The organism is Kribbella sp. NPDC058245 (genome assembly GCF_042882005.1).
In the GTDB taxonomy this organism is placed as follows: Bacteria; Actinomycetota; Actinomycetes; order Propionibacteriales; family Kribbellaceae; genus Kribbella.
Window position 1 is genome coordinate 96,461 of sequence record NZ_JBHVWY010000015.1, and the last position, 26,161, is coordinate 122,621.

At 68.0% G+C, this 26,161-nt stretch carries 23 protein-coding genes; 8 read left to right on the forward strand and 15 right to left on the reverse strand.

Features of this window, described 5'->3' with window-relative positions:
• Positions 1-2: 2 nt before the first annotated feature.
• The 3 genes from nagA to ACFVWG_RS30745 all read right to left on the reverse strand — a co-directional run bounded on the left by nagA (position 3) and on the right by ACFVWG_RS30745 (position 2,852).
• Positions 3-1,133, reverse strand: coding sequence for an N-acetylglucosamine-6-phosphate deacetylase (nagA, locus tag ACFVWG_RS30735; protein ID WP_391546935.1), 1,131 nt, complete (start codon positions 1,131-1,133; stop codon positions 3-5).
• Positions 1,134-2,084 (reverse strand): ROK family protein, encoded by a 951-nt coding sequence (locus ACFVWG_RS30740; RefSeq protein WP_391546936.1) that lies wholly within the window; start codon positions 2,082-2,084, stop codon positions 1,134-1,136.
• A 141-nt stretch (positions 2,085-2,225) separates the two neighbouring features.
• Positions 2,226-2,852, reverse strand: a complete 627-nt coding sequence (locus tag ACFVWG_RS30745; protein WP_391546937.1) for a TetR family transcriptional regulator — start codon at positions 2,850-2,852, stop codon at positions 2,226-2,228.
• A 696-nt stretch (positions 2,853-3,548) separates the two neighbouring features.
• Here ACFVWG_RS30745 and ACFVWG_RS30750 point away from each other — a divergent pair.
• The gene (locus ACFVWG_RS30750) at positions 3,549-4,256 is read left to right on the forward strand and encodes a PaaI family thioesterase (protein ID WP_391546938.1); all 708 of its coding nucleotides are present in this window, start codon (positions 3,549-3,551) and stop codon (positions 4,254-4,256) included.
• 12 nt (positions 4,257-4,268) lie between these two features.
• On the opposite strand, the gene ACFVWG_RS30755 is transcribed toward ACFVWG_RS30750, so the two are convergent.
• The 4 genes from ACFVWG_RS30755 to ACFVWG_RS30770 form a co-directional block, all read right to left on the reverse strand.
• Positions 4,269-4,883 (reverse strand): CGNR zinc finger domain-containing protein, encoded by a 615-nt coding sequence (locus ACFVWG_RS30755; protein WP_391546939.1) that lies wholly within the window; start codon positions 4,881-4,883, stop codon positions 4,269-4,271.
• Positions 4,884-4,887: 4 nt separating this feature from the next.
• Positions 4,888-5,847 carry an SPFH domain-containing protein gene (locus ACFVWG_RS30760; protein ID WP_391546940.1) on the reverse strand — a complete coding sequence of 320 codons (960 nt, stop codon included), beginning with the start codon at positions 5,845-5,847 and terminating at the stop codon, positions 4,888-4,890.
• Positions 5,847-6,140, reverse strand: coding sequence for a hypothetical protein (locus ACFVWG_RS30765; RefSeq protein WP_391546941.1), 294 nt, complete (start codon positions 6,138-6,140; stop codon positions 5,847-5,849). Before ACFVWG_RS30765 ends, ACFVWG_RS30760 begins: the two co-directional genes overlap by 1 nt.
• Positions 6,141-6,417: 277 nt before the next feature.
• Positions 6,418-7,122 (reverse strand): TetR/AcrR family transcriptional regulator, encoded by a 705-nt coding sequence (locus tag ACFVWG_RS30770; RefSeq protein ID WP_391546942.1) that lies wholly within the window; start codon positions 7,120-7,122, stop codon positions 6,418-6,420.
• 103 nt (positions 7,123-7,225) lie between these two features.
• Between ACFVWG_RS30770 and ACFVWG_RS30775 the strand changes: the two genes are divergently transcribed.
• Positions 7,226-9,415: an MMPL family transporter gene (locus tag ACFVWG_RS30775; protein ID WP_391546943.1), complete on the forward strand. Its 2,190-nt coding sequence runs from the start codon at positions 7,226-7,228 to the stop codon at positions 9,413-9,415.
• On the opposite strand, the gene pdxH is transcribed toward ACFVWG_RS30775, so the two are convergent.
• Entirely contained in the window at positions 9,364-10,005 is a 642-nt protein-coding gene (pdxH, locus tag ACFVWG_RS30780) for a pyridoxamine 5'-phosphate oxidase (protein ID WP_391546944.1), read from the reverse strand. The two genes, ACFVWG_RS30775 and pdxH, sit on opposite strands and share 52 nt — an antisense overlap.
• Positions 10,006-10,494: 489 nt before the next feature.
• Positions 10,495-12,039, reverse strand: coding sequence for a hypothetical protein (locus ACFVWG_RS30785; protein ID WP_391546945.1), 1,545 nt, complete (start codon positions 12,037-12,039; stop codon positions 10,495-10,497).
• 87 nt (positions 12,040-12,126) lie between these two features.
• On the opposite strand from ACFVWG_RS30785, the gene ACFVWG_RS30790 reads away from it, so the two are divergent.
• A complete protein-coding gene (locus ACFVWG_RS30790; protein WP_391546946.1) occupies positions 12,127-13,239 on the forward strand; it encodes a citrate synthase 2 in 1,113 nt (370 codons plus the stop codon).
• An 8-nt stretch (positions 13,240-13,247) separates the two neighbouring features.
• Here ACFVWG_RS30790 and ACFVWG_RS30795 read toward each other — a convergent pair whose 3' ends face one another.
• On the reverse strand, positions 13,248-14,024 hold the full coding sequence (locus ACFVWG_RS30795) for a helix-turn-helix domain-containing protein (RefSeq protein ID WP_391546947.1): 777 nt from the start codon (positions 14,022-14,024) through the stop codon (positions 13,248-13,250).
• A gap of 45 nt (positions 14,025-14,069) precedes the next feature.
• On the opposite strand from ACFVWG_RS30795, the gene ACFVWG_RS30800 reads away from it, so the two are divergent.
• The 3 genes from ACFVWG_RS30800 to ACFVWG_RS30810 all read left to right on the forward strand — a co-directional run bounded on the left by ACFVWG_RS30800 (position 14,070) and on the right by ACFVWG_RS30810 (position 18,622).
• Positions 14,070-14,906 (forward strand): phytanoyl-CoA dioxygenase family protein, encoded by an 837-nt coding sequence (locus ACFVWG_RS30800; protein ID WP_391546948.1) that lies wholly within the window; start codon positions 14,070-14,072, stop codon positions 14,904-14,906.
• 91 nt (positions 14,907-14,997) lie between these two features.
• Positions 14,998-16,125 (forward strand): phosphoserine transaminase, encoded by a 1,128-nt coding sequence (gene serC / locus ACFVWG_RS30805; protein ID WP_391547069.1) that lies wholly within the window; start codon positions 14,998-15,000, stop codon positions 16,123-16,125.
• Between the two features lie 115 nt (positions 16,126-16,240).
• Positions 16,241-18,622, forward strand: coding sequence for an excinuclease ABC subunit UvrA (locus tag ACFVWG_RS30810; protein WP_391546949.1), 2,382 nt, complete (start codon positions 16,241-16,243; stop codon positions 18,620-18,622).
• A 62-nt stretch (positions 18,623-18,684) separates the two neighbouring features.
• On the opposite strand, the gene ACFVWG_RS30815 is transcribed toward ACFVWG_RS30810, so the two are convergent.
• The 4 genes from ACFVWG_RS30815 to ACFVWG_RS30830 all read right to left on the reverse strand — a co-directional run bounded on the left by ACFVWG_RS30815 (position 18,685) and on the right by ACFVWG_RS30830 (position 22,938).
• Complete coding sequence (locus tag ACFVWG_RS30815) at positions 18,685-19,725, reverse strand: dihydrofolate reductase family protein (RefSeq protein ID WP_391546950.1); 1,041 nt, start codon at positions 19,723-19,725, stop codon at positions 18,685-18,687.
• A gap of 412 nt (positions 19,726-20,137) precedes the next feature.
• A complete protein-coding gene (locus tag ACFVWG_RS30820) occupies positions 20,138-21,226 on the reverse strand; it encodes a hypothetical protein (protein ID WP_391546951.1) in 1,089 nt (362 codons plus the stop codon).
• Positions 21,223-22,500 carry a class I SAM-dependent methyltransferase gene (locus ACFVWG_RS30825; protein ID WP_391546952.1) on the reverse strand — a complete coding sequence of 426 codons (1,278 nt, stop codon included), beginning with the start codon at positions 22,498-22,500 and terminating at the stop codon, positions 21,223-21,225. The genes ACFVWG_RS30820 and ACFVWG_RS30825 overlap by 4 nt, the downstream gene beginning before the upstream one ends.
• A 72-nt stretch (positions 22,501-22,572) precedes the next feature.
• Positions 22,573-22,938 carry a hypothetical protein gene (locus tag ACFVWG_RS30830; protein ID WP_391546953.1) on the reverse strand — a complete coding sequence of 122 codons (366 nt, stop codon included), beginning with the start codon at positions 22,936-22,938 and terminating at the stop codon, positions 22,573-22,575.
• A 208-nt stretch (positions 22,939-23,146) separates the two neighbouring features.
• Between ACFVWG_RS30830 and ACFVWG_RS30835 the strand changes: the two genes are divergently transcribed.
• Together ACFVWG_RS30835 and ACFVWG_RS30840 are read left to right on the forward strand one after the other, a co-directional pair.
• The gene (locus ACFVWG_RS30835) at positions 23,147-23,737 is read left to right on the forward strand and encodes a helix-turn-helix domain-containing protein (protein WP_391546954.1); all 591 of its coding nucleotides are present in this window, start codon (positions 23,147-23,149) and stop codon (positions 23,735-23,737) included.
• Entirely contained in the window at positions 23,734-25,029 is a 1,296-nt protein-coding gene (locus ACFVWG_RS30840) for an MFS transporter (RefSeq protein WP_391546955.1), read from the forward strand. Before ACFVWG_RS30835 ends, ACFVWG_RS30840 begins: the two co-directional genes overlap by 4 nt.
• Here ACFVWG_RS30840 and ACFVWG_RS30845 read toward each other — a convergent pair.
• The gene (locus ACFVWG_RS30845; protein ID WP_391546956.1) at positions 24,959-26,086 is read right to left on the reverse strand and encodes a hypothetical protein; all 1,128 of its coding nucleotides are present in this window, start codon (positions 26,084-26,086) and stop codon (positions 24,959-24,961) included. The two genes, ACFVWG_RS30840 and ACFVWG_RS30845, sit on opposite strands and share 71 nt — an antisense overlap.
• Between the last annotated feature and the right edge of the window lie 75 nt (positions 26,087-26,161).

Sequence of the window (26,161 nt, forward strand, 5' to 3'; positions counted from 1 at the left end):
CGCTAATCCAGCCATGCGCCGGCCCGCATCACCTTCTGGACGGTGTATTCGTCATCCAGCAAAAGCAGGTCAGCCCGGCGCCCGGTCTCGATCGCACCGACGTCGTACCAGCCGAAGGCCTGGGCAGGGGTGGTCGAGGCCATCCGGGCCGCGTCGACCAACGACGTACCGGCCTTGACGGCGTTGCGGAAGGCAACGTCCATCGTGAGCGTGCTGCCGGCGATCGAGTGCGGGGGCTTGGCAAGTGTCGCGAGACCGTCCTTGACGTCGACCTCGAGGTTGCCGATCTTGTAGCTGCCGTTGCCCATCCCGGTCGCCTCCATCGCGTCGGTGATGAGTGCGATCCGGTGTACGCCGGCCGCGGCCAGCGCGACCCGGACAACCTGCGGATCCAGGTGCATGCCGTCGTTGATCACCTCGAGCAGCAGCCGCTCGTCGTTGATCGCGGCACCCACCGGACCAGGGTCGCGGTGATGGAACGGCCGCATCCCGTTGAACAGGTGCGTCGCGACCGTGGCGCCCGCGTCGGCACCGGCGATCATCTGCTCGTACGTCGCGTCCGTGTGCCCGAGCGCGGCCACGGCACCCGCGTCGACAACCTGGCGAATCGCGTCCAGACCGTGTTCCAGCTCCGGTGCGATCGTCACCATCCGTACGACGTCGCTGAGCACCTTGGCCACATCATCCGCGACCGGGTCCCGCAGCAGGGTCGGGTCGTGCGCACCGCAGCGCGCCGCGGACAGGAACGGCCCTTCGAGGTGCACACCGGCGATGACGCCGTCGGTGACCAGGTCAGCCAGGCAGGCGGTCTGCGAAGCCAGCAGGTCGAGCGGCCCGGTCACCAGGCTGGCCATGGTGGTCGTCGTACCGTGCTTGGCGTGGAAGGCCGCGACCTTGCGCGCCTCCTCGGGATCGGTCGTCGAGTACGACGATCCGCCGCCGCCGTGGGTGTGGATGTCGACGAACCCCGGGACCACCGTCACGTCGCCGAGATCCTCGGGGCGCTTGCCGTCGGCCGGCATCCCCTCGGACCGGCGGCCGTACGCCAGGATGTCGGAGTCGACGACCTGGATCCAGGCGCTCTCCAGCACATCGTCCGGCGTGACAAGGCGTCCCACCTTGTAGGTCGTCATCTACGACTGCTCCCCACTCTCGTCAGCTTTGACCCGGTCCCAGGCATACAGCGCGGCGCCGAGGCAGCCGGCTTCCTCCCCCAGCACGGCGGCCACGATCTCCGGCTCGCGCTGGAACGTCAGGCGTGCGTGCACCCCGTCGCGCAGCGGCTGCAGCAGCGTCTCGCCGGCGCCGACCAGCCCGCCGCCGATCGCGATCCGGGTGGGTGCGACCAGGGTGGTGTAGAGGACGAGCGCGTCGACCAGCACGGTCAGTGCGTCGTGCCAGACCGTCGCGGCGATCTCGTCACCGGCGGCGAGCAGCTCCAGCACCTCACGGGACCCGTCCACGACCCGGCCGGCACGAGCGGCGTACCGGCGGGCCAGCGCGGCGGCCGAGGCGACCGTCTCGAGACAGCCCCACTGGCCGCAGGCGCAGAGCTCAGCCGCGTCGCCGTGGATGAAGCGGGTGTGGCCGAGCTCACCGGCGTACCCGTCGCCGCTGACCAGCCGGCCGTCGATCACCATCGCGGCGGCGATCCCGGTCCCGAGCGGCAGGAAGAGCGAGTTGGTGGTCCCGGCCAGCGCGCCCTGGCGGAGCTCGGCGTACCCACCCGCGCGGACGTCGTGCGCGAGCACGACCGGTACGTCGTCGCCGACAGCGGCGATCAGCTCCGCGCGGACCGGCATCCCGGCCCAGGCGAGGTTCTCGGCCACGACCGTGCCGGTGACGGCGTCGATGATGCCGGGCACCACCACACCGATCGCACGCACGCGGTGACCGTCGGCAGTGGCCTTCTGTCCAAGCTCTACGACGGTCTCCAGCAGTGCGTCGAGCACAGCGCGACCCCCGGCGGTCCGGGGAGTCGGCCTGGTCTCCCGGTGCAGCACGGCACCGTCGGCGGCGACCAGGCCGCACTTCATCCGGGTTCCACCGAGATCGACGGCAACCACGACTTCACTGGGGTCCACGGAGCGCCATTATGCAGCGTTACCCGGTAGTCCGAACATCCATGAACATTCTCCGGACAAACATCACTCCCCGTGGCCACCAGATTTCACAACGTCCGAAGACTCGCCGACCACGTACTGCGACTCTTCGGACGCTACGAGTTAGGCGCGCAGGCCGCGGTCGAACGCGGCGACCAGGAACGCGATGAGGTTCTCCGCGAGCTTCCCTGGGTCCTCCAGTTCGGCTCCACCAGGCGCTGGTGTGAGGGCTTGCGACTGATGCAGGGCCAGTAGGCCGAGCATGTTCACGTATCCGAACGCGACCGCTTCCGGCGCAGAGTGCGGCAACGCCACCCGCAGCGCCGCGAGGTACCGCGCCTCGATCGGATCCGACTCGGCGACGTACAGCTCGCGGATGCGGTGACTGGGATCGAACGCGATCCGTCCGATGAACCGCGCCACCACCGCTCCCCGCTCACCACGGCGCAGAACCAGGTCCAGACCGGGCTCGACGAACGCCCGGATCAGCTGCTCGGCCGACGGTGTTCCAGCGGCCTCCAACTGGTCCAGCCGGCGCCGGCGCTCGGTGTTGACCGGCGCCATCGCCCGCGCCACCGCGGCGCGCAGCAATGCTTCCTTCGAACCGAAGTGATAGTTGACCGCCGCGATGTTCGCCGCGGCCGCGACCGTGATCGCGCGCAGCGAGGTTCCTTCGTATCCCCCTTCGCCGAACCGCTGCTCGGCGACGTTGAGCAATCGTTCCCTGGTCGATTCGACCGGTGTCTCCACAGAGTTCTCCTTCCCCCCGACTACCGCTCGCGCAGGCACCCCACCTGCTCACGGGCCGTAGCCTGCAGTCAGCATAGTTCAAACGGTCGTTTGAATCAGAGGCCTCAGCTCATCATTTTCCGAGAAATGCTCAGATTTCCCTGAAATCCGTTTCCTTCCCACGGTTCCGATGCCTCACACCTGCTTCCCCGCACGGACTACGGAGTCTCGAGAACCCGCTTCAAATACCTGTTGGACCCAACTCGTTCCCCTCACCTTGAGCACCGCCCAGCCACCAGAACGCGCGAAATGTGGTCGACGGGTGCACAAAGTGAGGTAGCGACCACACCTTGTGCACGGCTCAACCACCCCCGCGCCCCCGAACGTGGTTGACGGGTGCACAAAGTGAGGTGGCGAGCGCACCTTGTGCACGGCTCAGTCACCCCCGCGCGCCGAACGTGGATGCTGGGTGCACAAAGTCGGAACGGCGCACTTTGAGCACGGTTCGGTCACCAGAGCGCGCCGACAGCGGTCGAGGGGTGCTCAAAGTGAGGTGGCGAGCGCACCTTGTGCACGGCTCAACCACCTGCACGCGCCGAACGTGGTTGGTGGGTGCACAAGGTGGGAGCGACGGACCTTGAGCACGGTTCGGTCACCAGAGTGCGCGGAATGTGGTTGAGGGGTGCTCAAAGTGGGGTGGGGTTAGGGTCGGTGGCCATGACTTCGGTACGGATTGGGCGACGGTTTCAGGGGCCGGCTAGGTCGGGGAACGGCGGGTACGTCGCGGGATTGGTCGGTACGGCGTTGGCCGCGGAACTGGGGGACGGGGTGGTACCGCAGGTGACGTTGCGGGTGCCACCGCCGATGGAGGTCGACCTCGAGCTCGTGGCGACCACCGAAGGAGGTCAACTGCTGGACGGCACGATTCCGATCGCCACTGCGGTTCCGGTCGAGACCGAGTTCCTGGTCGACGCGACGGTCGAGCCGGTGGCGGCTGACGACGCGCGGGCGGCCGAGGCGTCGTACAAGGGACTGAGCGGGCATCCGTTCCCGAGCTGCTTCGTGTGCGGGCCGGAGAACGCCGAGGGACTGCAGCTGAAGCCGGGTCCGATCGGCGACGGCCGGGTGGCGTGCACATGGGTGCCGGGCGCCGGTCTGACGGACGCGGTCTTCCTGTGGGCGGCACTGGACTGCCCGGGTGGTTGGGCGATCGATCTGGAGGGGCGGCCGTCAGTGCTGGGGCAGCTCACCGCATGCGTGGATGCGCAGCCTCAGGTGGGCGAGGAGTGCGTGGTGGTCGGGCGGGTGCTGGGCGAGGAGGGACGGAAGACGTTCACCGCGAGCACTCTCTACGACTCTGACGGACGGGTACTGGCGCGCGCCCGGCATACCTGGGTCATGGTCGACCCGGCTGCCTTTAACTAACCGACGCAGCAACTAGCGAGTGCGCGCCGCGTGGGCACGGACCTTGGCGCGATTCCCGCAGGTGGCCATTGAGCACCAGCGGCGGCGGCCTCGGGCGTCGAGGAAGAGCCAGCCGCAGCCGGGGCACGTGCGGACGTGAGCCCGCTCGGGACCAGTGAGCAGCTCAGCGGCGAGCAGGGCCAGCTGGTCGAGCGGCCGGGCCAGGTCTTCCGGCAGCTCCCAGGTCGCGCCCTCATCCTCAGCGCGGACGAACTGACGTCGCCCGGACGCCCGCTCGATCACCCGGGCGACCGCCTCGAACGGTCCGTCGGTCTCATCCGGTCGGCTGGTGAGTACGTCGTACAGGTCGATCCGGAAGTCGAGTGTCGCGGTCAGCCGGCGGGCCGCCTCAGTTGGGCGACCGCCGGCCTGTTCGATCAGGCGGAAGACCGCCGCCGGCGACAGCAGGCCGACGGCGGAGTTCCAGATCAGGAAGGCCTCGTACGACGTCAGCCACTCGGTCCGGGCCGGGCCACGGGTGGTCCAATCCGACCGGGTGTTGACGAAGTCGAGAACCGGGTGCGCGCCGACCGGCTTGGGCAGCACAACGCCCTGCACCAGCTCAAGATGCGACGGCAGCGCACTCATGGGATCAGTTGCCGGCCGGAGCCTGCGGAAGGGTCGCCGCACCGGGCGGGATGGCGACGTTGGTGCCCTGCGGGATGACCATGAACTGGATCTTGCCCGATTCGATCGCGGTCTTCAGCAAGTAGCCCTGAGCACCGAGCATCTGGACCTGCTTCTTCACCGACTCCAGCTCGACGCCGACGCGCTGGTTGGTCTGCTCCTGAGTGGCCTTGGCCAGCTCGGCGCGCTGCTTGGCCTCGAGGCCGTCGATGATGCCCTTGTCCAGCGGGGTCGGCTTCTGCACCGTGAACGACAGCTCGCCACAGTTGTTGGTGCCGTTGTAGGCCGGGCCGCAGAAGTAGTCGCCACCGACCGCGGCCGGCAGCAGCCGGGTGAACTCCTTGGACGCGGCGGTCTGGAACTCGGCCTTCTTCGCCTCGTTGTTGTACAGCTCGGCCCAGTTGTAGTTGGTCGCGACCGCGGACAGCGCCCGGTCGATCTGCGGCCGGAAGTACGACTGGAGCATGTCGTTCCAGCCGCGCTCGGTGTAGGCGTCGGTCTTCAGGCCGATCCGCTCATGGAAGGACGCGATCACGTTCTTGTCGCGGTTCAGCGTGAAGTACACCTGGACCCGGACACCGAGCCGGACGTTGTCCTTGCTGACCACCGTGACCTCGTCGGCGCTGTCGGTGTCCGCGCCGGCGCCGCCGATGATGTACGAGCGCTGGTCGATCGGGTAGTCGTAGACCGTGTCCCCGGGGCCGATCAGCTTGTTGGTCGAGCCGGGCGGGATGATCGACTTGAACTTCTTGTCCTCGATCACGCCGCCGCCGTAGTGCAGGCCGATCCGGTTCGCGTCGGTGCTCGCGAAGTTGAAGATGTTGAACAGCACGATCAGCAGCAGTACGACGACGATGCCGCCGCCGATCACCTTCGCCTTCACACTGCCACCGGACTTGATCGCGGTGGTCCCCAGCTTTGCCATCAGTTGTCGAGCTCCTTGCGTTCCACCAGTCGCCGGATGTCGGCGAGGGTCAGGTCGGCGGTGACCGCGACATCGCGCGGTACCGACGGATGCGAGCTGAGCGTACGCAAACCCTGCTCGGCAGCCGCGACCGCCCGTTCGAGCGACCTGACCTCGTGCAGCAACGCCCGATGTTCGGCGTTCACCTCAGCCAGGGCCTGCTCTGCCTGGGCAGCCCGGCGGTACGACGCCCAGGCGAACCAGCCGGTTCCGACCAGCAACACGATGACGGGCAGACCGAGTCTGAAGACCATGTCCGGGATTCTCGTTCATCTCTGCGCGAAAAGCAGTTGAACCGCCTCGGCGGGCGACGTAGATTTTCGGTACACGCGAAGGGAGGTGGTCCTAAGAATGAATTCTTACCGGACTCGTGAGGTGGCGGCGGGCTGACCGCCAACCACTAGCTTTTGGGCAAGTGGTCGGCCAATCCAACGCCGCCACCGGACCCGTGGGCAGCCAGGTAGTCCGCCTGGCCCTGGACTGTTGCCATCCGGCATCAGCCTGGAAGCGCCCACGGGTTTCTTTATGCCGTCATGCGGGCGCAGGGCAGTCGAGCCCCATCGCCAGACCGATCTCGTAGAGCTGGGCCTCGAAGTAGGCGCCGGCCTCGGGCAGTACCCAGTGCAGCTGGCCGAAGACCTCCATGCAGATCAGGCCGTAGAGCCGCGTCCAGTAGGTCAGCCCCAGGTAGATCGCACCCGGCGGCATGCCGTGGAAGTGTTCCGACTCGGCCGTGAGCTGCTCGATCAGCTTGCTGCCGAGCACCTCGTCCGGTGGGTACGGGAACGGCTCCTCGTGCCAGATCGCCGCGACCAGCTCCTTGAAGAGCCCGCCGAACCGCATCGCGGCCTGGTGTCCAGGGGTGGCGTTGTGATCATCGGAGTCCGGGTCAGGCACCGTCGTACCGAAGAGCAGGCCGAACTCGGCCGGATGCGCCAGCGCCCAGTCCCGCAGCCCGTTGGCCAGCAGATAGAGCTGCGCGCCGAGATCGCCCTCGCCTTCACAGCCGAGCTCCATCAGCGCGGTCGTGAGTTCGTCGTACAGATCGGTGACCAGCGCGCTGAGCAGGGCCTCGTGGCTCGGGAAGTAGCGGTAGAGCGCGGGCGCGGTCAGGTTCACCTCGCGGGCGACGGCGCGCAGGCCGATCGCCGCGACGCCACCGCTGACGAGCAGGCGGCGCGCGGCCGCCTTGATCTCGGCCAGCGTCGCGGCTCGCTGCTCGTCACGCCGGTTCATCACCACACTCCTTGACACGCTCGAGTCTTGAGTGAACACTGTTAACAGTTAACGCTGTTCACTCAATCTTTCCGCCTGACTTTACGCCCTTCGGGAGTGCTTCGTGTTCGAGACGCTCGGCCACTTCAGCTATCGGCGGCGCCGCCTGGTGCTTGCCCTGACCGCCATCTTCGTCGCCCTCGGGGTGGCCTGGGGTACCGGCGTCTTCGGCTCGCTGTCCAACGGCGGTTTCGACGCGCCGGACACCGAGGCCGCGCACGCCGTCGCGACCATCGAGCAGAACGTCGGCCGTACCGGGACCGACGTGATCGTGCTCTACCGCAGCGCCGATCAGACGGTCGCCGATCCGGGCTTCCGCTCGGCCGTCGAGCAGGATCTGGCGTCGCTCCCGTCGAGCGACGTACTCCAGGCGACGACGTACTGGGGTAGCAAGTCGCCGATATTCGTGTCGAAGGACCAGCACAGCACGTACGCCGTACTGACGCTGGCCGGCGCTACTCCGGAGGAACGCCTGGACACGTTCAAGCGGATCGCCGATCAAGTGCGGAATGGACCGGCCGGGCTGGACACCAAGGTGGGTGGCGAGGTCGCGGTCTTCGACGAGGTGAACACGCAGACCGAGCACGACATCGTGCGGGCCGAGACGATCTCGACGCCGATCGTGCTGGTGCTGCTCGTACTGGTCTTCGGTGGTCTGGTCGCGGCGGCGCTGCCGTTGTTCGTTGGTGCGCTGGCGATTCTCGGCGCCTTCGTGTTGCTGCGCGGGCTGTCTGCGGTGACCGATGTGTCGATCTTCTCGATCAACATCGTGACGATGATCGGGCTCGGGTTGGCGATCGACTACGCGTTGTTCATCGTGACGCGGTTCCGCGAGGAGCTTGCCAAGGGCAATGATGTTGAGAGGGCATTGACTGCGACGATGGCGACGGCCGGGCGGACGGTGGCGTTCTCCGGAGTGACGGTGGGGGTCGCGATCAGCAGCTTGGCGTTGTTCCCGGTGATGTTCCTGCGTTCGATGGCGTACGGCGGGGTCGCGGCGGTCGTGGTCGCGATGGTGGCTGCGCTGACTGCGTTGCCCGCGTTGCTGGCGGTGCTGGGGCATCGGGTGAACAACCTGCAGGTGCCGTTCCTGCGGCGTCGGTCCACCGCGGCGGATCACCATGGCGCGTGGTACCGGTTGGCGCACAGCGTGATGCGGCGGCCGGTGCGTTATGTGCTGGTACTCGTGCCGCTGCTGCTTGTGCTCGGAATCCCTTTCCTGCAAGCGCAATTGGGTGGGGTCGACCATCGGGCACTCCCAGCTGGTGCGACCTCGCGAACTGTGACCGAGACCCTGCAGCGCGACTTTGCCGGAGCTGGTGGGTCGGAGGTGTTCGTGGCGGTCCGGTTTGCTGCCGCGTCCGCCGATCCGGCTCTGGCGTTGCAGCCCTATGTTGCGCGGCTGAAGCAGATCGCTGATGTCGATGATGTTCGGATCGGCGGGTTCAAGAACGGTGTGGCCGAGGTCGTTGTCCACACGCACTTCACGGGCCAGGAGTTGCCGGCGCGGGATGTCGTTCATGCGGTCCGGGCTGTTGTTCCACCGACTGGGATGACGACGCAGGTTGGTGGTGAGACGGCCGGAGTGGTCGACCTACTCCACGTGCTGGCGGAGCGAGCGCCGTACATGGCCGGCTTTATCGTCCTGGTGACGTTCCTGCTGCTGTTCCTTGCCTTTGGCTCCTTTGTGCTGCCGCTGAAGGCGTTGGTGATGAACGTGCTGTCGCTGTCGGCGGCGTTCGGGGCGATGGTGTGGATCTTCCAGGACGGGCATCTGTCCGGGTTCCTCGACTTCACGCCGGCCGGGTTCCTGGATGCGACCAACCCGGTGCTGTTGTTCGCGGTGCTGTTCGGGTTGTCGATGGACTACGAGGTTTTCCTGCTCAGCCGGATCCGCGAGGAGTACGACCGGACCGGCGACAACACGCAGGCGGTCGCGCTCGGGCTGCAGCGTACGGGCGGGATCATCACCAGCGCGGCGTTGCTGCTGATCATCGTGGTCGCGGCGTTCTCGACCTCGGGGATCGTGTTCGTGAAGATGATCGGGGTCGGGCTGGTGATCGCGATCGCGCTCGACGCGACGATCGTGCGGGCGCTGCTGGTACCGGCGACGATGCGGCTGCTCGGCCGGGCGAACTGGTGGGCTCCGGCGCCGCTGGTCCGGTGGTGGGACAAGTACGGGATCCGCGAGACGCCCTCGAATCAGGGTTGGAGCCGGACGAGCTCCCACGACCCCGAGCTGGTACGGCGGTAGGCCAGGCGGTCGTGGAGACGGCCGACCCGTCCCTGCCAGAACTCGAACACCTGCGGCTCGATCCGGTAGCCACCCCAGAAGTACGGCGTCGCGATCTCGGTCCCCTCGGGCCACTGCCGCTCATATGACGCGTACTGCAGATCCAGCTCGTCACGTGAGTCGACGGGCTGGCTCTGCTGTGACGCCCAAGCACCCAGCTGGGACTCACGCGGGCGAGCGGCGAAGTACGCGTCCACCTCGTCGCTGGGCAGCTTGCTGACCGTGCCCTCGACCCGCACCTGCCGCTGCATCGCATGCCACGGGAAGACAAGAGCGCACTGCGGATTCGCCGCGAGGTCGTCGGCCTTGCGGGACTGCTGGTTCGTGTAGAAGACGAAGCCGCGCTCGTCCAGGCCCTTCAGCAGCACCGTGCGCGCCGACGGGCGACCGTCGGCGTCGGCAGTCGCCAGCACCATCGCGTTTGGCTCGGTGATTCCAGCCTCGGTCGCCTGCGCCAACCAAGTGCCGAACTGCTTGACCGGGTCTGCATCGAGCTGGTCCTCGAGCAACTCACCAAGCCCATACGTCTGCCGCATCCCACTGAGATCCACGCCCCCGAGGTTACTGCGCCCAGAGGACACCTCCTCCGGTGCAGCATGACCCTGGTCCCGGCCGGAGGTGATGAGCCTGCCTTCGGCGACGTGGCTAGCAGGCGCATTCGTGAAGCTGGGGGATGGAGGCGCGTGCAGCCGGAAAACCCTCGGGCCGAGGAATGGAGGCGCGTGCAGCCGGAAAACCCTCGGGCCGAGGAATGGAGGCGCGTGCAGCCTGACACCCCTCGGGCCGAGGAATGGAGGCGGGGGCTCCCCTCGGGCCGAGGGGTGGAGGCGGGGGGCTCCCCTCCCCCCGACCACTTGAACGGATAACCCCTCAAGTTGCCCCTTCTCCCCTGAACTTTCGAGGGGAGAAGGGACACATTCAGGGGCTATCCCCTCAGATGGTCAGTGCCGGGGAGCGGGCGGACCTCCGCCACTCATCAACCTTGCGGGCGGGATCGTGTCCACGCTCAGCGGGGGTTGGAATCGGTCGTCTGGAAGGGGTTAGTCAGTGGGGGCGGTCCGCTTTGCGGCGGCGTGGCGGCGGGCGAGGGCTTGGGTTAGGCGGTTGCGGTGGGGGCGCGGGGTGGGCTGCGGGCGGTTGGCGGGGCGGGGTGGGGGTGCCAGGGGGCGGATCAGCTCGGGGAGGTGGCTGTTGACCTCGGTGAGGTGGAGGTCGAAGGTTGCACGCCAGAGTGCCTGGCGCAGGGTTGCTTCGGCGGCGGAGGAGCTTGCACCGGCGACGGAGGCGGCCCAGAGGGTGCTGAGGGCGCGCTCGTCGAAGCCTTCGACCGCCAGGAGCAGCGACTCGATGCGGTCGCGGTCGGGTGCGTCGGCTACGCGACGGGGCCGGGGCAGGCGCTTGAGTGGCTGGGTGTGTTGTTCAGCTGGTACGGCGTTCGCGAAGGCAGCGCGGACGTATTGAGGCAGCAACTGCAGCGATACGGCACCCGCCATCGAGCCGCGGCGGACGCGCTCCACCAGATAGAAGTAGTCGAGCATCTTGGCGTCCTCGATCCCCCCGCGGACCGCGTCCCGAAGTACTTGCTCGATCTGGATGGCGACGGCGGCGCGCGCCGCTTCGGACGGACCGGTCGCCGGGACCAGTGCAGTCTCCAGGTGCCGGCCGAAGACCTCCAGTTTCGCGTGCAGGGGCAGGGCTTCGGCGGTCAGCAGGTCGGCCGGGTAGTAGGTGCCGTAGGCAACGGTGACCTCGCGGCCCTCGGTGGGGACCGGTGCGTACAGATCGTGGGTCAGACCTTCCGAGTGCCGATGCCAGGCCAGCGCGTGGTCGATCAGGTCCGGTAGCGGCGCTGTGGACGGCTCCGGAGCCGTAGGCCCGGCCGCCAGGCGGCGTACTGAGTCAGTGAGGTCTGGCAGAGGCTCGTCGAGGGTGTCGGTGAGCCAGAGGGTGCTGGGCTCGATGCGCGTAGTGGTCTGGCGGCGGAGCTTGCCGTCGGCCACGATGTGGGTCGCTCCGGGAACGGCCAGCACCCCTTCGTACGGCGTACTGTCGCCCATGAACCAGCCGCATGCCGCAGCGAACGCCCAGCCCCGCGGTGAGGCTGCGGCCGGGACACCGGCGAAGAGGAGAGCGGCGACTGGGCGGTTGCTCCACACCCAGCCGTCCGGCAGGCGCACCTGGAACAGCCGACCCAGACCGGCAGAGTCGGTGAACAACTCCAAGCGGTCGTCGTCCAACAGCGCCATGGTGAACGGCGGGGCCAGTTCAAGAAAGGCCTCCGGTGTACGACGTACTGCCTCCGCCAGCGGACCAGGGGCGTCGGCCGGAGTGATGTCGCCGACCACACGTTCGTAGCCGACCGGTGTGTGCAGGCTGGCGACCCGGACACTGCCCGTCTGCTGCCAGGCCGGCCACAGCGAGTCAGCACTCCCCCACAGGTGCAGGCCGTGGGTGCTGCCGTCGTGACCCCCGAGCTTGGGGATGCCTGCGTAATAGGCCTCGACCCGGGCCGCACCCTCGGCCGCGCGGACCGCGGAGTCGGGCCGGTGAAAGGCGTAGGCGACCAGTGTTTCCACGTTCTCCACGATGCGATCCCGGCCACGAAAGTTGTCCGCACGGGTCGTCGGAGAACTATGCTGCCTGGGCGCCGCCGACCAGGACGAGGGAGTGGTATGTCAGATCCGAAGACCGAGGTACAGCACGGGCTGGAAGGCGTGATCGCGTTCGACACGCAGATCGCCGAGCCGGACAAGGAGGGGTCGGCGCTGCGCTATCGCGGCGTGGACATCGAGGACCTGGTCGGCCGGGTGCCGTTCGAGAACGTCTGGGGCCTGCTGGTCGACGGAGCGTTCACCCCGGGCCTGCCGCCGGCGGAACCGTTCCCGCTGCCCGTGCACACCGGTGACGTGCGGGTCGACGTCCAGTCGGCGCTGGCCATGCTCGCCCCGGCCTGGGGACTGCGCCCGCTGTACGACATCGACGACGTACAGGCTCGTGAGGACCTGTCCCGCGCCGCGGTGATGGCACTGTCCTACGTGGCGCAGGCCGCGCGGGGCACCGGGCAGCCGATGGTGCCGCAGCGTGAGGTGGACAAGGCTCAGACCATCACCGAGCGGTTCATGATCCGCTGGCGTGGTGAGCCCGACCCCAAGCATGTGAAGGCGGTCGACGCCTACTGGACGTCCGCGGCCGAGCACGGCATGAACGCCTCCACGTTCACCGCGCGGGTGATCGCTTCTACCGGCGCCGACGTCGCGGCTGCCTTGTCCGGTGCTGTGGGTGCGATGTCCGGCCCACTCCATGGTGGTGCACCGGCCCGGGTACTGACGATGATCGAGGGGGTCGAGCGGTCTGGTGACGCGCGGTCCTACGTGAAGGGTCTGCTGGACGCCGGCGAGCGGCTGATGGGCTTCGGTCACCGCGTGTACCGGGCAGAGGACCCGCGGGCGCGCGTGCTGCGTCGTACGGCGCGTGAGCTGGACGCACCACGGTACGAGGTGGCCGAGGCGCTGGAGCAGGCCGCACTGGCCGAGCTGCGCGAGCGGCGTCCGGACCGGGTACTGGAGACCAACGTCGAGTTCTGGGCAGCCATCGTGCTGGACTTCGCCGAGGTACCGCCGCCCATGTTCACGTCGATGTTCACCTGTGCACGCACCGCCGGCTGGAGCGCCCACGTGCTGGAGCAGAAGCGCACCGGACGGCTGATCCGTCCGTCGGCGATCTACTCCGGCCCGGGCACGCGCCCGGCCGACTCCATCGAGGGCTGGGACCCCAACTGGGCCTAGCGCTGGGCCTAGCGCTCTTGGCTGGGGTTGCGGCCGGTGCGTTGCTTGTACTGGCGGCTGAAGTAGGGGACGTCGGTGTAGCCGAGAGCGGTGGCGGTCTGAGTGACCGTCATACCGCTCTCGGTCAGGAGCTGGTGGGCGCGGTCGATGCGGGCCTGGATCAGGTACTGCGCCGGTGACATCCCGAACTGTTTGACGAACCGCCTGCTGAACTGTGCCCGGGACAGTGCAGCCTTCTCGGCCATCTCGGCCACGCTCCAGTCCCGGCCAGGGTCCTGACGGAGCTGCCTCGCCACCTCGTCGATCACTGTGTCGGTCGCTGCCCGGGTGGGATGCTGCACGGCGTCCCAGATCAGTCCGATCAGTTGCTCGAGACATAGCTCGGCTTGCCTGCGCCCCAGTGCGTCACCACGCCGGTACGACGAATCGCTCGTCCGCGCGAGCGCGTTGAGCAGCTCACGATCCATGACGTCGCCCCAGCGCGGTTGCGGGACTACGCCGTACCGGCTGGTCTCGAAGTGCATGCCGAACACGAGGAGCCGGCGGCGTGGGTCGTGGGTCGCTCGTGGCGCATCACCTGGCTGGAAGACCGCGCACACCCCGGGGCTGAGGTCCTGCTGGTTGCCATCCAGTTCCAGCCGGCCACGGCCGTCCAGCACGCACCAGAGCAGGTGATCCGAGAGCTCGGGCGACACCCAGGACCAGTTCGGCTCGCAGCGCCAGAAGGTCGGCGGCGACAGCCGGGTCAGCGGTAGTGGGTGCAACAAAAGTCCAACTCCTCGCATGGATCTTCCGTGGCTCACCTCCATTCTGGACTGAACAATTGAGTCATGGTGAGTGATTCGTGCAAGCAGGAGTTCGAGCGGGACGGCTACACGCTGGTGCGCGGGCTGTTCGGGGCCGATGAGGCGGAGCGGCTGCGCGAGCACTACATGGTGCTGCGGCACCGCGGCTCGTACGAGGGTGACGACGCCGGCGTGCAGACCGGCAGCCGTGATCCGCTCCGGCGGTACCCGCGGATGGGTCAAATGCACCGGTGGGACGACGCGTCCCTGCAGTGGCTGACCGACCCGCGCATCGACCAGGTGATGACCGGGCTGCTGGACAGGTCGCCGTACGCGGTGCAGACGATGATCTACTTCAAGCCACCGGGTTCGCGGGGGCAGGCGCTGCACCAGGACAACTTCTATCTGAAGGCCGAGCCGGGGACCTGTGTGGCGGCCTGGATGGCGCTGGACCGGGTCAACCAGGAGAACGGCTGTCTGCAGGTCGTACCGGGCAGCCACCGCTGGCCGATCCTGTGCACGGAGAAGGCGGACACCAAGGTGAGCTTCACCGACGTGACGGTGCCACTGCCGACGCCGGATGCCGCCGTACCGGTCGTGATGGAGCCGGGCGACGTGCTGTTCTTCCATGGCGCGCTGGTGCATGGCAGTGCACCGAATGTGACCACTGACCGCTTCCGGCGGGCGCTGATCGGCCACTACATCCAGGGCGAGGCTGAGAAGGTCGCCTCCTACTACCACCCGGCGCTGCGGATGGACGGGACTCCGCTGACGCTGGAGGTGGCCGAGGGCGGCGGTGCGTGCGGTGAGTGGGAAGACGGCCCGGACGGTCCGGTCGCCGTACTGACTGGAACTCAGATGATCAACCGCAAGCACGAGTGAGACCCGGGGTGGACCCGATCTGGCGATGTGGGAAGATGTGGGTGCTGACAGCGTCGTCGGCCTAGGTACTGCCAGACGACGAAGGGAACCGCTGGTGACCAGCGACATCGTTCTTCCTGCTGAGCTCAAGCCCGCCGACGGCCGCTTCGGCGCCGGACCGTCCAAGGTCCGCCCGGAGGCTGTCGCCGCTCTCGCGACCGAGGGCGCCAAGCTGCTCGGTACCTCGCACCGCCAGGCCCCGGTGAAGAACCTGGTGGCCCGCGTGCAGCAGGGTGTGTCGGACCTGTTCCAGCTGCCGGACGGGTACCAGGTGGTGCTCGGCAACGGCGGCTCGACCGCGTTCTGGGACATCGCGACCTTCGCGCTGATCCGGGAGAAGAGCCAGCACCTGAGCTTCGGTGAGTTCTCCTCGAAGTTCGCCAAGGCCGCGCAGCTCGCCCCGCACCTGGGCGACCCGACCGTCGTCAAGGCCGACCCGGGCAGCCGTCCGGTCGCGGTGGCCGAGGCCGGCGTCGACCTGTACGCCTGGCCGCACAACGAGACCTCCACCGGCGTGATGGCCCCGATCAAGCGGGTCGCGGGAGCCGACGACGGCGCACTGGTCGCGATCGACGCCACCTCGGGCGCCGGCGGCCTGCCGGTCGACATCGCCGAGACCGACGCCTACTACTTCGCTCCGCAGAAGTGCTTCGCCTCGGACGGCGGCCTGTGGATCGCGATCCTGTCCCCCGCCGCGCTCGCCCGGGTCGAGGAGATCACCGCCGCCGGCCGCTGGATCCCGGCGTTCCTGGACCTGGCCACCGCGATCGACAACTCCAGCAAGAACCAGACCTACAACACGCCGTCGCTGGCCACCCTGTTCCTGATGGCCGAGCAGACCGACTGGATCAACGGCCAGGGCGGCCTGGAGTGGAGCGTCGCCCGCACCACCGACTCCAGCAACCGGCTCTACACCTGGGCCGAGAAGTCGGACTACGCGACGCCGTACGTCACCGACGCGGACGCCCGCTCGCTGGTGATCGGCACCATCGACCTCGACGACTCCATCGACGCCGCCGCGGTCGCCAAGACCCTGCGCGCCAACGGCATCGTCGACACCGAGCCCTACCGCAAGCTCGGCCGCAACCAGCTCCGCGTCGCGATGTTCCCGGCGGTCGACCCGGACGACGTCGAGAAGCTCACCCAGTCGATCGACTACATCGTCGACAAACTGCGCTGATCGTTGCTTTCGACAACCGCCGGCAGTTTTTGTCGGCGGTTGTCCTTAGCATGGCGGTATGCACTGGGGTGATGAAGTCGCCGTTCGGGGGGCCAGGGTTCACAACCTGAAGAACGTGTCCGTCGACATACCGCTGCGGCAGCTGGTCGGGTTGACGGGGGTCTCCGGTTCGGGCAAATCGTCGCTCGCGCTGGGCGTCCTGTACGCCGAGGGCTCCCGCCGGTACCTGGAGGCCTTGTCGACGTACACGCGTCGTCGCCTGTCGCAGGCCGCTCGCGCGGACGTCGATGCCGTGGATGGGGTGCCGGCGGCGATCGCTCTGCACCAACGGCCCGCGGTGCCGGGAGTGCGCAGTACTTTCGGTACGGCGACTGAGCTGCTGAACTCACTGCGGTTGATGTACTCGCGGTTGGGGTCCCATCTGTGTCCGCAGGGGCACCGCGTCGCGGCGACGATCGAGATCGCGTCCACGGGACAGCTGACGTGTCCGGTCGACGGCCAGCGGTTCGCCGTACAGGGGGCTGAGGATCTTGCCTTCAACGGCGACGGGGCTTGTGAGACGTGCGGCGGGACGGGTGAGAGCCGGCAGATCGATCAGCGCACGCTGGTGCCGGATGAGTCACTGACGATCGCTGATGGTGCGGTGGCAGCGTGGGGTTCGTTCGGCGCGGGGCTGTTGCCGCAGGTGGTTGCGCAGTTGGGGGTGCGGACCGACGTACCGTTCCGGGAGCTGACGGCCGCCGAGCGGGAGACGATCTTTCACGGCGACGAAACGAAGCGCACGGTGATCGTCACGAGCAAGAAGGGCAATGCCTTCGAGCTCAACGCGACGTACCGGAACGCCAATCGGGTGGTTCAGGACGCGCTCGACAACGCGCAGAGCGAGAAGACGGTCGCGCGGCTCGACCGGTTCGTGCGGGTGGCATCGTGCCCGACGTGCGGTGGTTCGCGGCTGAGTGCTCGGGCCCGGTCGGTGTTGCTGAACGACGTAGCGCTGGATGTTCTGTCGTCGTGGAGTCTCTCGCGTACGACGTCTTTCGTGCGCTCGCTGGACGCTCCAGCTGACCTTGCGTCGATGGCGCGGCAGATCGCGGCGGCGTTCCTTCCGACGGCTGAGCATTTACTGGGGCTTGGGCTCGGGTATCTGTCGCTCGACCGCGCGTCGCGCACTTTGTCGACTGGTGAGCTGCAGCGGGTGCAGCTCGCGCGGACTCTGCGGAGCAGCGCGACAGGTCTGTTGTACGTGCTGGACGAACCATCTGTGGGGCTGCATCCGAGCAACATCGACGCGCTGATTGACGTCGTACGGCGATTGGTCGCGACCGGGAACTCCGTGGTGCTCGTGGATCACGACGTGCGGGTACTGCGGCATGCGGACTGGCTGGTGGAGATCGGTCCGGGCGCGGGTTCGCACGGTGGTGAGGTTGTTGCCGCAGGCACCGTTTCTGCGCTGGAGGCTGCTGGTGCGTCGCTGATCGGGGGCTTCCTGAGTGGGGCTGAGCCGGTGGTGGTTCGGCCCCGAGTGCCTGCTGCGGAGACGTTTGCGCATGGGCGGATTCGGCTCGAGACTTCGCCGTACTTCACGCTGCATGAGTTGGTGGCCGAGTTTCCGCTGCGTCGGCTGACGGCGGTGACGGGTGTATCCGGCTCCGGCAAGACCACGCTGGTCCTCGACAGCCTCGCTCCTGCCTTGCTCGGCTCGGAACCCGCGCACGTACGGCGGTTGGACGCCGGAGGCATGGAACGTACGGTCGTGGTCGACGCGGCACCGATCGGGCGGAACGTGCGCTCGACAGTGGCGACGTACAGCGGAATCCTTGACGACCTGAGGCGCGCCTACGCGGCAGCATCACCCGATCTCACGGCGGCGGACTTCTCCTACAACACCGGCAGTCTGCGCTGCCCGCAATGCGAGGGGACTGGGCAGATCTCGCTCGACGTCCAGTTCCTGCCTGACGTCGACATCCCCTGTCCGCTGTGCGGCGGAACTCGCTACAGCCCTGCTGCCGATGCGGTGGTGATCGACGGTCTCACCCTCCCCCAGGCTCTCGCGCTCACCATCGTCGAGGCCCGCGCCGTCTTCCCACGCCTCCGCAAACTCCAGGCCCGGCTGCGCACCCTCGACGAGATCGGCCTCGGCTACCTCATCCTCGGCGAAGCCACCCCGGCCCTGTCCGGCGGCGAGGCCCAACGCCTCAAGCTCGTCGCCGACCTCGAAAAACCCCAGTCCAACACCCTCTTCATCTTCGACGAACCCAGCGTCGGCCTCCACCCAGCTGACATCCTTGTCCTGCTTGGCGTTCTGGACCGCCTCATCGACTTCGGCGCCACCGTCATCGTCATCGAACATGACCTGGACCTGATCGCCAACGCCGACCACGTCATCGACCTGGGCCCCGGAGCCGGCACCGCCGGCGGCCGCATAGTCGCCGCCACCACCCCCACCAACCTGCCGACGCACCCCGACAGCCTCACCGGCCGCTACCTGACGCCCTAACTCCCCCTCCCGAGCACTAACGTCCGAAGACACGCGGGCCGTGGTCGGCGAGTCATCGGACGTTAGCGATCAGCCACGGCGTAGTGCAGCCGAACGGAACCGTTCGTATCGGTGTTCACCGAGAGCAGTTGCAAGCTGGTCGCGGCCTCGCCCTCCGCAAGCGGCGGACCGTCCATCACTGACGGCGTCCCGAGGCCGCCGATCAGAGCCGGTGCCAGCGTCAGGTAGAGCTCGTCGATCAGCCCGGCCCGCAGTAGCGCACCATTGAGCCCACCACCCGCGGTCGACAAGACGCACCGAATGCCGAGCGCACTAGCCATCGCAGCGATCGCCTGCGGCAGGTCGACCCGGGCCTCGCCCACGACGAGATAGCAGATGTGTTCGCGGCGGAGATAGGCGAGATACGCAGCAGGAGTGGACCGCGCCACCAGAACCAGAGCCGCCCAGTTCTCGTTGTCCTCGGTCCACCGCACTCGTCCGCGGCTGTCGACAACCGTGAACCACATCAGCGGCGGCGACGGAAGTTCGGTGATATCCGTTGGCAGGAAGTGCTCGTAGAGTTCGGCGGTATCCCCGTCGTACGCAGGCAGTTCTTCTGGAACGTCGGACTCGGCAACCAGGCTGCCGCTGCCCTCCAGGATCGCGTTGCACCCGTACTGCTGCCTGACGACATCAAGGATGTCGACCGCCACCGGGTCGGCCGCTCGGGGCGTCATGGCCGCCCACAGCTCCGAACTCGGCTTGCGCATCAAAAGTGAGTCCCTGGTCAGCGCCACCTTCCCATCAACACTGGCCCCCACACTCACCACCACGCGCGGTCGCTCAACCATCACAACCCCCTCCGGTCCCGGACGTCGAGCCCCCACCTCTACCAGCGCCCACCGACACTCCGCCGCCGCCGCCAGAGGACCTCGGACCCACCGTGCGCACCCCAGCGGCACCGCGCCGATCGACCATTCGCCGACCCGGAACCCGGCGTACCTCGGTCTGGTGGTGATCAGGAGGGCGTCCGAGAGCAGGCAGCCCCAATCCCCCTTCGCCACCGGCTCCCGAGTACGCGCATTTGAACGGATATCCGTTCGAATGGGCCCTTCTCTGCTCATATTTCAAGGGGAGAAGGGGCAAACTCAGGGGAGATCCGTTCAAATTTCCCTGTGCGGTGAGCGGGTGATTCGTTGAGGTCGCCCTCGATGGTGGAGGCACGGCGGGCCTCGGTGGGGCGGCCAGCTCGAGACCTCAACTCAGTACCTGTCATTCGTCGGCCGCCGCGGCGAGCAAGCACCCAGGTACGCCGTTGGCCGAGCCACCAACCGTGGGCTTGAACAAGAAACGGTGGGCTTGAACACGGCATAGCTTGTTCAAACCCACCGCAAGGGGTACACCCCCGACGGTGGAGACGGGGCGAGCACCTGCGGCCGGTGCACGAGCCCAGCCCACCCCACTCATCACAGTTCGACGCGGCGACTGCGGTGGGCCGGAGGCGCCAAGAGGGGCGCCGCGGGGTGGGGGTTCGGGTTAGGCGCTGTGGCGGCGGCGGGTGGGGGTGGCGGATTGGCCGGTGAGGCGGGCGTTTTCGGCCATGCGGTCCAGGCGTTCGCGGCGGCCTGGGGGGAAGGTGAGGACGGTGATGACGAGGGCGAAGAGGGCGGCGCCGATGATGATCCAGCGGAGGTTGTGGTTCTTGTCGGCGGCGCCGGCGCCGGCTCCGGCGTCGGCGTTGGTGGAGCCCTTGGGGGGTGCTGAGGAGGCGGGGGGTGAGGCCGCGGCCTTCTTGGCGGGGACCTGGACCTGGTAGACGGCGGCGCTGGAGTTGCCGCCACCGACCAGGACGGCGTTGTCGGCGGAGGCTTCGGCGACGGATTCGCCGTCGGCGGCGGGGACCGAGCTGCGGGCTACGAGGGTGGGGGTGTCGCCCCAGGCGACGGTGGCGACGTCGGTGGAGGTGCGGAGGACCGCGCGCTGGCCGTCGGGGAGGAAGGTTCCGTCGGTGAAGGTGCCGGCGGGGGCGGCGGCGAGTTTGGTGAGCTTGTTGGTGCCTTCACGCGACGGGGTGGCCGGGGTGGCGTAGATCGCTGCACCCTTGGCGGCCTTGGTGACGATGAAGAGCTGGTCGGTCTCGGGCTGGACCAGCAGGGTCTCGGCGTCGTGCGCACCGTCGGGGTACGTGAAGTCGTACCGGTGGTAGCGGACGTTCTCGGCGTCCTCGAGGCTGCCCGGTTCGGGGATCGTGTAGATCTCGATCATGTCCCGCGACTTGGCGTTGTCGCCGATGTCGGCGATGTAGATCGTGCCCTCGCGATCGACCGCGACCGCCTCGACGTCGCGGACGTCGGCCTTGAACCGCAGGGTGACCTTGATGTCGCCGTCGGTGTCGACGCCGAAGACCCGAGCGGTCTCACCGGTGTCGCTCACCGTCCAGTAGAGGTCTTCGTACTTCTGGCTCTTCGCGAGCCCGGACGAACCCTTCAGCCGGCTGTCGCTCATCGTGAAGAGCTTCTTCGGCGCGGCCGGCGTCGGGTCCGCGGCGACGGCGGGCAGCGCGGCGGTGGCCAGCGTGAAGCAGGTCGCGGCGGCCAGGGCGAGCGCCGTACGGAGGAGCTTCACGCACCCACCTCCGACGCCGGCCCAGGGACGGCAGGTGGCGGCAGGAGCAGCTCGGCCAGCCGCGGCGTGACCTGCCACTCGGCGATCAGCGACGCGTAGTCGGACTCGAGGTCGGGGGTGACGGCGGCGTTCGTCCGGGCGGCTCGGAGCAGCAGATTGCGGGGCGTGTGCTGGCTGTCCACGAACTGCACTACCTCCACTCGGTACCCCACCTGTCGAAGGACCGCCGCCCGCAGCGAATCTGTCAGGACGTCGGCGAACCGCTCACGAACGATGCCATACCTCGTCATCAGAGAATAAGGTGCCGGTGGTGTGACGCTCTTGAGCTGCTTTTGGATGTCGTGATGACAACACGGAGCTGCGAGCACCAGCGGAGCCTCCCACTGGACCGCCCGCGCGAGCGCGTCGTCAGTGGCGGTGTCGCACGCGTGCAGCGCCAGTACGACGTCCGGCCGGATGTCGAGCTCCGCCGCCTGAATGGTGGCATCCACGAACCGCAGGTGGTCCTGCCAGCCCAGCGCCGTCACCACCCGGGTGTTCCGCTTCCGCGCCGACGGGTTGTGGTCGACTCCGGTCGTCCGGACGTCGTGCCCGGCCGCGGTCAGGAGGTGATGGGCCGCCAGGGTGAGGTAGGCGTTGCCGCAGCCGAGGTCGACCACCTGGAGTGGCCGGCCGGTCGCGATCCGGCCGGCCGAGATCGCCTCTTCGAGGGCCGGCGCGAGCAGCTTGCAGAACTCTTCGATCTGCTTGTACTTCGCCTGCCGGGACGGCTTCACCCGCCCCTGGTGGTCGCTGATCCCGAGCTCGATCAGGAACGGCGCCGCCGGGTCGAGCACCCGCTGCTTCACCCGGTCGTGGCCGGTCGTCTGCTCCCGGCTCTCCGCCTGCCGATGCAGCAGCTCCTTGCCCTTCTTGGTGTAGCGCAGCCGCAGCGTCTCGGTCGTCGTCTCGACATGCCACGTGCCGTAGGGCAGGGCGAGCAGCTTGTCGACCGCCTCCAGCACCTCCGGTCCGACGAAGTTCCGGGTGTGCGCCTGGCGCTCGTCGAACTCGGTCAGCTGGAGGTGACGCTGCCCCTTGAGGTCGACGTAGCGCAGCTCCAGCCGCTGGTACGGCGGTTGGTCCAGCCCACGGCGCCGACCGGACGCGACCGCTCGCACCAGGCCGGTCCGGTCCAGGACGGCAGCGCGGATCGCCTCCCACGCACCCATCTCGCCGACCGCATCCACGGTCGACGCATCGGGGTGTCCGGCCGAATCCACCTCTGCCTGCATCGCGCCATTGTGTCCGACGCCTCCGGCTGATCACAAAAGGGTCTCGTCGGCAGCGGGTGACGACCGCTCCGCTCACAGCAGCTTCTGGTCTTCCAGGAGCAGTCCGAGACCCCGCAGCCGGGTCGCGATCCCGCCCTCCTGCCGGCCCAGAGCGTCGATCAGCTCACTCTTGCCGGCACCCCCGCGGAACATCTCGGTCAGCAACTGCTCGTCCTCGGCGGTCCACGGCCGGAACGCGTTCGGATGGTTGCGTCGGGCCGCCTTGATCTTGTGGGTCATCGAGCGGTTGTTCAGCAACTCCAGGGATCGGATCCGCGACTGGCGGTGCCGGCCGACCTCCTCGCCGTCCCGCCAGAACACGACGGCTCCGTCGTCGAAGGTCATCAGGTCGGCCGGGACGTCGCAGTAGTCGGCGTCCTCGAGCATCACTCGCAGCATGGTGGTCTCTCCGTGTCGTGGGCGGCGGTCTGCCGCCGTCGGCTTTGTCACCAGAGAAGATGCAGCGATTCCGCCCCCGCCCGGCCACCCAATCCGAACCTGTGGACAACCTCGCAGGACGCCATCAGGTCTGCAGCTGCCGGACCATTCGCAGAATCTGTTTGCAAAAACTCTTTGCAAACTGGCTTTGCAGTCCTAGGCTCGTCCTATGAGCGACAACGAGAGCAACACCCCCGACGACCAGGTCGTGCGGCTGGACCGGAGCCTGGTGCGGGCGCTCGCGCACCCGATGCGGAGCCGGGCGCTCGGCCTGCTGCGCGTCTACGGACCGCAGACGGCCACCACGCTGGCCAATCGCCTCGGGGTGAACACGGGCGCCACCAGCTACCACCTTCGCCAGCTGGCCGAGGCGGGTCTGGTGCTTGAGGACGACAGCCGGGGCAATGCCCGGGACCGCTGGTGGAAGGCCGCACACCAGTCGACGTCGGTCGACGTACCGAAACTGCTGGACGAGGAGCCCGAGCTGACCATGGGCTTCCTGCACGGTGTCGGCCAGGCCTACGCGGAGAACATGTTCGCGTTCATCGACTCCCTGCAGACGATGCCGCCGGAGTGGAAGGAAGCCAGCCTGCTGTCCGACTACACGTGCCATCTGCGCGCCGACCAGCTCGAGACCCTGAAGGGCGAACTGCTCGCAGTGCTGCGCAAGTACAGCGTCACCGACCTCACCGCGCCCCTCGCGGACGGCGAGGAGCAGGTCACCGTCCAGATCCAGGCCTACCCGCGGGAGACGCGATGAGTACCACGACGAGTACGCCGTACCGGGCGCCTCTGGTCGCCTATCTGATCGCCAACGTGGTGTCGATCTGCGGGACCCGCGTGAGTGCGATCGCGATCCCCTGGTTCGTGCTGATCAGCACCGGCTCGCCGGTCAAGACCGGTGTGGTCGCGCTGGCCGAGACGGCCCCGCTGGTGATCTCCAAGGTCGTCGGGGGTCCGTGGATCGACCGGCTCGGCGCTCGCCAGGTCAGCATCGTGGCTGATGTAGCGAGCACCGGCGTGGTCGCGCTGATCCCGCTGCTGCACACCCTGCACCTGTTGTCGTTCCCAGTCCTGCTAGCTCTGGTCGCGGTCGCCGGAGCTCTGCGCGGCCCCGGAGATTCCGCGAAGGGGACCATGCTCCCGGAAATCGCCAACGCGGCGAAGGTGCCGATGGAGCGAGTCACTGGCCTGTCCAGTACGACGGAACGCCTCGCCACCTTCATCGCCGTCGCGGTCGCGGGTGGTCTGATCACGCTGGTCGGTGAGGTCAACGCACTCTGGGTCGATGCCGCGTCGTTCGGTGTCTGCGCAGCACTCATCTACCGGTGGCTCCCCCGCCGGCGGCTCCAGGCGGAGAAGGCGAGGACGGACGAGCCGAGCTACGGCCAACGCCTGCTGGACGGCTGGCGGTTCCTGCGCGGCGACAGGCTGATGATGCCGCTGGTGCTGATGAGCGGCGTGACCAATCTGCTGGACGCTGCCGTTGGGGCGGTCTTCCTGCCGGTCTGGATCAAGAACCATGGTCTCGGCCCTGGACACACCAGTCTGGTGCTCACCGCGTTCGGTGTGACCGCCACTGTGTGCGCCTTGCTCGCGTCGGCGATCGGCCACCGGCTGCCGCGAAAGGCCGTCTTCATCTGGGCGTTCCTGATCTGCGGCGCACCGCGCTTCATCGTGATGGCACTCGACGGGCCGCTGTGGACCCTGGTGGCCATCTACGCCGTCTGCGGTATCGGGGCCGGCTTCATCAACCCGGTCCTCAGCGCACTGTTCATCGAGCGGATCCCGCCGCACCTGTTCGGCCGCGTCAACTCGCTCTCCTCGGCAGTCTCCTGGGCCGGAGTGCCGCTCGGCGGCCTGTTCGCCGGGGCAGCGATCGCTGTGATCGGTATGGCGCCCGCACTGCTGCTGGCCGGTGCGCTTTTCTTCACGGCGACCATGTCGCCGGTGCTGTTCGGCCGGAACGAGAGGTGGCGGATTACGCCGGATCTGCCGGGTCCTCAGGAAACCGCGGTGCCGCAGGATCGGGTGGCAGTCCCAGCGGCGTAGTCGCGGCCGGTACGGCGCCGTCCCGCCTCTGCGAAGCCAGCTCCTCCTCACGCTGCATGCGGTCGCGCTCGGCACGCAGGAGCCCCAGCATCACCAGGTCCAGCAACATCCCACCCGCCGCCGCGAACTGTGTCAGGGCGAACTGGAAGACCTGAGTCATCAGCAGCGACACGAGCACCGCCAGCTCGAACAGCCGGACCGCCCGCGCCCGGTTGCCCTTGCGCAACTGACGACCGCCCCGCACCGTGAACGTTGCCGACAGCAAGCTGCCGGCGGTCACCCCGAGCACGGAGAGCTGACCGAGTCCGCGACCGGCCACGATGGCGATCGTGATCGCACCGATCGCCTGGATAGCCAGTACGACGACGGCAACCGTGGCAGCCTTCGGATGAGTCGCCAGCCGCTCGAAGCCGCGCTGCAATGCCCGCCAACCCGCATCGACTGGTGCCGCCAACTCGACCTCGTCAGCAGGGCAGGCGGCGAGCAAGGCCTCAGTCTCCCGGCGGCCCTGTACGTCGGACGCGACTTCGTGGAGCAGCTCCGAGGCCTGCGCCCGCCGCTGCCGTGACAGCCCACCCGCGACTCCCTCGACCGCGTGGTCGATGACGTTGGCCAGCTCCTCGCGCGGGTCGATCGGCCGCCGCGTGGAGAGGAAGCGACTCCCCAGCACGATCAGCACGAAGGCGACGTACACGATGGCCGCGGTCGGCTTGTAGAAGTAGTTGTTGTCCGACGTGACGAACTTCCCGACCTCGTCGATGAACAGCCCGAACCCGACGCCGCCGACCAGCGCAGCGGCCGGCCGGACGACCGGACCGACGTACCCGAGCAAGAGGGAGATGGCGATCAGCATCAGCACGCCACCGGGCAGCACATGCGCGATGTGCAGCCCCTTGCCGCCGATCTGCGGGTAGCCGCTCAGGCTGAGGAACAGCCGCGTGATCAGCACCGTCGCCACGCCGGAGACCACGAAGGTGGTCAGATGCTCACCCGACCGGACATTGCGGACCAGGCCCGCCCGCATCAGGTACGACGACCGCGTGGTGGTGGGAGTCATGCGCCAGAAGGTTAGTTCACTTCACGAGGGCTGCGACGATCACCATGGCGACGAGTGCCACCAGAACGAGGGTTA

What these genes read in the sequence shown, in the direction of transcription:
- ACFVWG_RS30830 (WP_391546953.1), bottom strand. Translation starts at nt 22,938, where the DNA reads ATGCTGCGAGTGATGCTCGAGGACGCCGACTACTGCGACGTCCCGGCC.
- ACFVWG_RS30800 (WP_391546948.1), top strand. Translation starts at nt 14,070, where the DNA reads ATGGTGAGTGATTCGTGCAAGCAGGAGTTCGAGCGGGACGGCTACACG.
- ACFVWG_RS30760 (WP_391546940.1), bottom strand. Translation starts at nt 5,847, where the DNA reads ATGGCAAAGCTGGGGACCACCGCGATCAAGTCCGGTGGCAGTGTGAAG.
- ACFVWG_RS30795 (WP_391546947.1), bottom strand. Translation starts at nt 14,024, where the DNA reads ATGCGAGGAGTTGGACTTTTGTTGCACCCACTACCGCTGACCCGGCTG.
- ACFVWG_RS30750 (WP_391546938.1), top strand. Translation starts at nt 3,549, where the DNA reads ATGACTTCGGTACGGATTGGGCGACGGTTTCAGGGGCCGGCTAGGTCG.
- ACFVWG_RS30845 (WP_391546956.1), bottom strand. Translation starts at nt 26,086, where the DNA reads ATGACTCCCACCACCACGCGGTCGTCGTACCTGATGCGGGCGGGCCTG.
- ACFVWG_RS30790 (WP_391546946.1), top strand. Translation starts at nt 12,127, where the DNA reads ATGTCAGATCCGAAGACCGAGGTACAGCACGGGCTGGAAGGCGTGATC.
- ACFVWG_RS30825 (WP_391546952.1), bottom strand. Translation starts at nt 22,500, where the DNA reads ATGCAGGCAGAGGTGGATTCGGCCGGACACCCCGATGCGTCGACCGTG.
- ACFVWG_RS30835 (WP_391546954.1), top strand. Translation starts at nt 23,147, where the DNA reads ATGAGCGACAACGAGAGCAACACCCCCGACGACCAGGTCGTGCGGCTG.
- ACFVWG_RS30840 (WP_391546955.1), top strand. Translation starts at nt 23,734, where the DNA reads ATGAGTACCACGACGAGTACGCCGTACCGGGCGCCTCTGGTCGCCTAT.
- ACFVWG_RS30765 (WP_391546941.1), bottom strand. Translation starts at nt 6,140, where the DNA reads ATGGTCTTCAGACTCGGTCTGCCCGTCATCGTGTTGCTGGTCGGAACC.
- ACFVWG_RS30755 (WP_391546939.1), bottom strand. Translation starts at nt 4,883, where the DNA reads ATGAGTGCGCTGCCGTCGCATCTTGAGCTGGTGCAGGGCGTTGTGCTG.
- nagA (WP_391546935.1), bottom strand. Translation starts at nt 1,133, where the DNA reads ATGACGACCTACAAGGTGGGACGCCTTGTCACGCCGGACGATGTGCTG.
- ACFVWG_RS30770 (WP_391546942.1), bottom strand. Translation starts at nt 7,122, where the DNA reads ATGAACCGGCGTGACGAGCAGCGAGCCGCGACGCTGGCCGAGATCAAG.
- ACFVWG_RS30815 (WP_391546950.1), bottom strand. Translation starts at nt 19,725, where the DNA reads ATGAGCAGAGAAGGGCCCATTCGAACGGATATCCGTTCAAATGCGCGT.